General features: G+C 75.9%; 1 protein-coding gene. It reads left to right on the top strand.

What is annotated here, in order from left to right; translation table 11 throughout:
- Positions 1–182: 182 nt before the first annotated feature.
- Positions 183–5,787 (top strand): SDR family NAD(P)-dependent oxidoreductase (locus ABD823_RS33395; protein ID WP_344866771.1); only part of this gene is annotated, 5,605 nt, incomplete at its 3' end.

The raw sequence follows: 5,787 nt of genomic DNA, 5'->3' as shown, positions 1-5,787 counted from the left end.
CCGTTTTTAGGGGAATTCTGGGAAAGCGATTAGGGGAGTTCAGGGGTGGTGGCCGTTTTTTTGGCCGGTTTACGCTCGGTTCTGGTTTCTTATGCGAATTCTGACCGCCTGATCAATGGAGTGCGCGGATGAGCGGGTCCGAAAACTTCGTTTCCGAGAACGCGAATGCAGCGGATGAGAAAATGGCCAAGCGGTCGGCGCTGATCCGGCGGCTGGAAGGCCTTCCCCCCGCCGAGCAGGGGCACGTCCTGCTCGAACTGGTGCGCGCGCAGACCCTCGCCGTCCTGCGCGTCGTCCAGCCGGGCGCCACGGCCCCGGTCCCGGACGACGAGCCGTTCCAGAAGCTGGGCTTCGACTCGCTCGCCGTGGTCGAGCTGCAGACCCGGCTGACCTCGGCCACCGGAGTGGACCTGCCGGTCACGATCGCATTCGACTGCCCCACCCCGGCCGCGCTGGCCCGGTACCTGCGCGCCCAGCTCCTCGGCCTGCCCGATGAGGCCCCCGCCGCGGCCCCGGCCGCGGACGCGGCGGACGAGCCGATCGCCATCGTCGGCATCGGCTGCCGCTACCCGGGCGGTGTGCACTCACCTGAGGACCTGTGGGAGCTGGTGGCCGCAGGCCGCCACGTCATCTCCGACTTCCCCGCCGACCGGGGCTGGGACCTCGACGGCCTCTACAGCCCCGACCCCGACGCGCCCGGCACGAGCTACGCCCGCGAGGGCGGCTTCCTGCCCGACGCCGCCGACTTCGACGCCGACTTCTTCGGCATCAGCCCCCGCGAGGCCGTCGCGATGGACCCGCAGCAGCGCCTGGTCCTGGAGACCTGCTGGGAGGCGCTGGAGCGGGCCGGCATCGACCCCGCCGCGCTGCGCGGCAGCCGCTCGGCCGTCTTCATCGGCGCCGAGCCCCAGGAGTACGGCGTGCGCCTGCACGAGGCGCCCGACGGGCTCGACGGCTACATGCTGACCGGCACCGCGCCCAGCGTCGTCTCCGGCCGCGTCTCCTACACCCTCGGCCTGGAGGGCCCCACCCTGACCGTCGACACCGCCTGCTCCGGCTCGCTGGTCGCGCTGCACCTGGCGGCGCAGGCGCTGCGGCGCGGCGACTGCACGCTCGCGCTGGCCGGCGGCGTCGCCGTGATGGGCAGCCCCGGCACGTTCACCGCGTTCAGCCGCCAGCGCGGCCTGGCCCCCGACGGCCGCTGCAAGCCGTTCGCCGCGGCGGCCGACGGCACCGGATTCGCCGAGGGCGCCGGCGTCTTCGTCCTGGAGCGCCTGTCCGACGCCCGCCGCAACGGCCACCCCGTGCTCGCGGTGATCCGCGGCTCGGCGATCAACCACGACGGCGCGTCCAACGGCCTGACCGCCCCCAACGGCCCCTCCCAGCAGCGCGTCATCCGCCAGGCGCTCGTCGACGCCGGGCTCACCCCGGCCGAGGTCGACGCGGTCGAGGCGCACGGCACCGGCACCCGGCTGGGCGACCCGATCGAGGCCCAGGCCCTGATCGCGGTCTACGGCCAGGACCGCGACGAGCCGCTCCGGCTCGGCTCGATCAAGTCGAACATCGGCCACACCCAGGCCGCCGCGGGCTCCGCAGGCGTGATCAAGATGGTGATGGCGATGCGGCACGGCGTGCTGCCCAGGACGCTGCACGTCGACGAGCCGACCCCGCACGTCGACTGGTCGGCCGGGGCGGTCGAGTTGCTGACCGAGCCCGCCGAGTGGGAGCGGGCCGGCCGCCCGCGCCGCGCCGGCGTGTCCTCCTTCGGCGTCAGCGGCACCAACGCCCACGTGATCATCGAGCAGGCCCCGGAGGAGGAGCCCGCCGAGCCGGAGGCCGGCGGCGCCCCTCAGCTCGCCGTGCCGCTCGTCCTCACCGCCAGGTCCGAGCCCGCACTGCGGGCGCAGGCGCGGCGGCTGAAGGACCACCTGACCGCCCGCCCCGAGCAGACCCTGGCCGACGCCGGCTACTCCCTGGCCACCACCCGCTCGGTGCTGGAGCACCACGCGGTCGCGGTCGTCGCCGACCGGCAGGACGCCCTGCGGGCGCTGGAGGCGCTCGCCTCCGGCGAGGACGCCCCCGGCGTGGTCCGGGACGTCGCCGCGCCCGGCCGGCTCGCCTTCCTGTTCACCGGGCAGGGCAGCCAGCGGCCCGGCATGGGCCGCGAGCTGTATGAGACCTTCCCCGTCTTCGCCGACGCCCTCGACGAGGCCGTCGGCCACCTCGACCTCCAGCTCGACGTGCCGCTGTGGGAGGTGATGTTCGAGGACGGCGAGACCGCCGGGCTGCTCGACCGGACCGCCTACACCCAGTGCGCGCTGTTCGCGCTGGAGGTGGCGCTGTTCCGGCTGCTGGAGTCGTGGGGCGTCAGGCCCGACGTCGTGGCCGGGCACTCCATCGGCGAGCTGGCCGCCGCGCACGTGGCCGGCGTGCTCTCCCTGGAGGACGCCTGCGCGCTGGTCGCCGCGCGCGGCCGCCTGATGCAGGAGCTGCCCGAGGGCGGCGCCATGGTCGCGATCTCCGCCGCCGAGGAGGAGGTGCTGCCGTTCCTGACCGACCGGGTGGGCATCGCCGCGGTCAACGGCCCCCGCTCCGTCGTGGTCTCCGGAGAGGAGGACGCGGTCGCGGCGGTCGCCGCGCGGTTCGAGCGGACCAAGCGGCTCAACGTCTCGCACGCCTTCCACTCGCCGCTGATGGAGCCGATGCTGGAGGAGTTCGCCCGCGTCGCCCGCACCCTGACCTACGCGGCGCCGCGCATCCCGGTCGTGTCCACGCTGACCGGCCGCCCCGCCTCCGCCGAGGAGCTGACCTCGCCGGAGTACTGGGTGCGGCACGTGCGCGAGGCCGTGCGCTTCGCCGACGGGATCCGCTCCCTGGAGGAGCAGGGCGTGACCAGGTTCGTGGAGCTCGGCCCGGACGCGGTGCTGTCGGCGATGGGCGCCGGGTCCGCCACCGGCGACCGGGCGGTGTTCGCCTCCGTGCTCCGCCGCGACCGCGCCGAGGAGCCGGAACTGCTGACGGTGCTCGGCCGGCTGCACGCCTGGGGCGTGCGCGTCGACTGGGACGCGTTCTTCGCCGGGTCCGGCGCCCGCCGGGTGGACCTGCCGACTTACGCCTTCCAACGCAGGCGCTACTGGCTGGAGGCCCCCGCCGCGCGCGGCGAGGTCTCCGGGCTCGGCCAGGTCGACGCCGGCCACGCGCTGCTGTCGGCCGTGGTGGCGCTCCCGGGCGCCGGCGGGCCCGGCTCCGACGGGGTGGTGCTGACCGGCCGCCTGTCCCTGGCGACGCACCCGTGGCTCGCCGATCACGTGATCTCGGGGGTGACGCTGCTGCCCGGCACCGCCCTCGTCGAGTTGGCCGTGCGGGCCGGCGACGAGGTCGGCTGCTCTCTGCTGGAGGAGCTGACGCTGGAGGCGCCGCTGGTGCTGCCCGAGCACGGCGGGGTGGCGCTGCTGGCCGTGGTCGGCGCCGGTGACGAGGACGGCCGCAGGCCGGTGGAGCTCTACGCCCGCCCCGAGGGCGAGGAGGCCTGGAGCCGGTACGCGACGGGGCTGGTGGCGCCGGAGGGCGTGCCGGAGCCCGCCGCCCTGGAGGTCTGGCCGCCGAAGGGCGCGCGCAGCGTGGACGTCGCCGGGCTGTACGAGGAGCTGGCCGGGCAGGGTTACGCCTACGGCCCGGTCTTCCAGGGGGTGAAGGCGGTCTGGCGGCGCGGTGAGGAGGTCTTCGCCGAGGTCGCGCTGCCCGAGGGCGCGCCGGTCGACGGGTTCGGCCTGCACCCGGCGCTACTGGACGCCGCGCTGCACGCCGCGGACGACGGCGCCGACGACGGCCGCACGCGCATCCCGTTCGCCTGGACCGGGGTACGGCTGCACGCCTCCGGGGCCTCGTCCCTGCGGGTGCGGATCGTCCCGGCGGGGCAGGACACGCTGGCGCTGGACGTCTTCGACGGCTCCGGCGCGCCGGTGGCGACGGTGGGCTCGCTGGTCTCGCGGCCGGTCGAGGCCGGGCGGCTGCGCGCGGCCGGGCGGGCGGAGGCGCTGTACCGGGTGGAGTGGCGCCCGGCGCCCGCCGGGGCGGGATCGCCGCAGGACGCGGCGGAGCCCGAGGCGGTGGTGCTGACGGTGTCCGGCGAGACCGCCGGGGACGTGCCGGGTGCGGTGCACGCGACGGTGAACCGGGTGCTCGCCGCGGTGCAGGAGTGGCTGGCCGAGGAGCGGCCCGCCGCCTCGCGGCTGGTGGTGGTGACGCGGGGCGCGGTCTCGGTGGCCGGTGAGGACGTCGCCGACCTGGCGGGTGCGGCGGTGTGGGGCCTGGTGCGCTCGGCGCAGTCGGAGAACCCCGGCCGGTTCGTCCTGGTCGATGTGGATGAGTCCGCCCCGTGGGAGGAACTGTCGGCGGCGGTGCTGCGGTCGGCGGAGCCGGAGCTGGCGGTGCGCGGCACTGAGATCCTCGTTCCCCGCCTGGTGCGGGCCGAGGCGCCGCGGGCCGGGCAGGAGGCGGGCTCGCCCTGGTCGGGTGGGGGCACGGTGCTGGTGACCGGTGGCACGGGTGGTCTGGGCGCGGTGGTGGCCCGGCACCTGGTGGCCGGGCACGGGGTGCGCCGTCTGCTGCTGACCAGCCGGCGCGGGATCGGGGCGCCGGGCGCGGCCGAGCTGTGTGATGAGCTCGTCGCGCTGGGCGCCGAGGTGGAGGTCGCCGCCTGTGACGTGGCCGATCGGGAGGCGCTGGCGGGTCTGCTGGCGGGGGTGGGGGATCTGGCCGCGGTGGTGCATGCGGCCGGGGTGCTGGACGACGGGGTCGTGTCGTCCCTGACTGCGGAGCGGATGGCGCGGGTGCTGCGGCCGAAGGTGGATGCGGCCTGGCATCTGCACGAGCTGGCCGGGGATGTGCGGGCGTTCGTGCTGTTCTCCTCCAGCGCGGGCCACGTGGACGGCGGGGGCCAGGGCAACTACGCCGCCGCGAACACCTTCCTCGACGGCCTGGCGGCGCACCGGCGGGCCCACGGCCTGCCTGCCACGTCGCTGGCATGGGGCCTGTGGGCCGGGGCCGGGATGGGCGAGGGACTGAGCGAGGCCGACCTGCGCCGGATCGGCCGCCTGGGCCTGGCACCCCTCACCCCGGCCGAGAGCCTGGCCCTCCTCGACGAGGCCCTCGGCACCGGCGAGGCCGCGCTGCTGCCCGTGCGGGTGGACCACGCGGCGCTCTCCGCCCGCTCCGACGAGCTGCCCGCGGTCCTGCGCGGCATGGTCAGGACCCCCGCCCGCCGTACCGCCCGCGCGGGCGGCGCCGCGGCCGGCGACACGCCGCAGTTCGTGCGGGAGCTGGCGAACCTGCCCGAGTCCGAGCGGGCGCAGGCCGTACTGGACGCCGTCCGCGTCCACATCGCGGCCGTGCTCGGCCACGACGGACCGGAGTCGATCGCCCCCCGGCGCGCCTTCAGCGAGATCGGCTTCGACTCGCTCGCCGCGGTGGACCTGCGCAACCGCCTGAACCAGGCGACGGGACTGCGCCTGCCCGCCACCCTGATCTTCGACTACCCGACCCCGCAGGCGCTGGCCGCCCACATCGTGGCCACCGCCTTCGACCTCGGCACGGAGCCCGCCGGGACGCCCGCGCTCGCCGTCGCCGACGACGAGCCGATCGCGATCGTCGGCATGGCCTGCCGCTACCCCGGCGGGGTCTCCTCGCCGGAGGACCTGTGGCGCCTGGTCGTCGAAGGGGTGGACGCGGTGGGCGCCTTCCCCGCCGACCGGGGCTGGGACGTCGAGGGCATCTACGACCCCGAGC

The organism is Planomonospora alba (assembly GCF_039534085.1).
Classification (GTDB): domain Bacteria; phylum Actinomycetota; class Actinomycetes; order Streptosporangiales; family Streptosporangiaceae; genus Planomonospora_B; species Planomonospora_B alba.
This window is presented reverse-complemented; position numbering and strand designations above follow the sequence as displayed.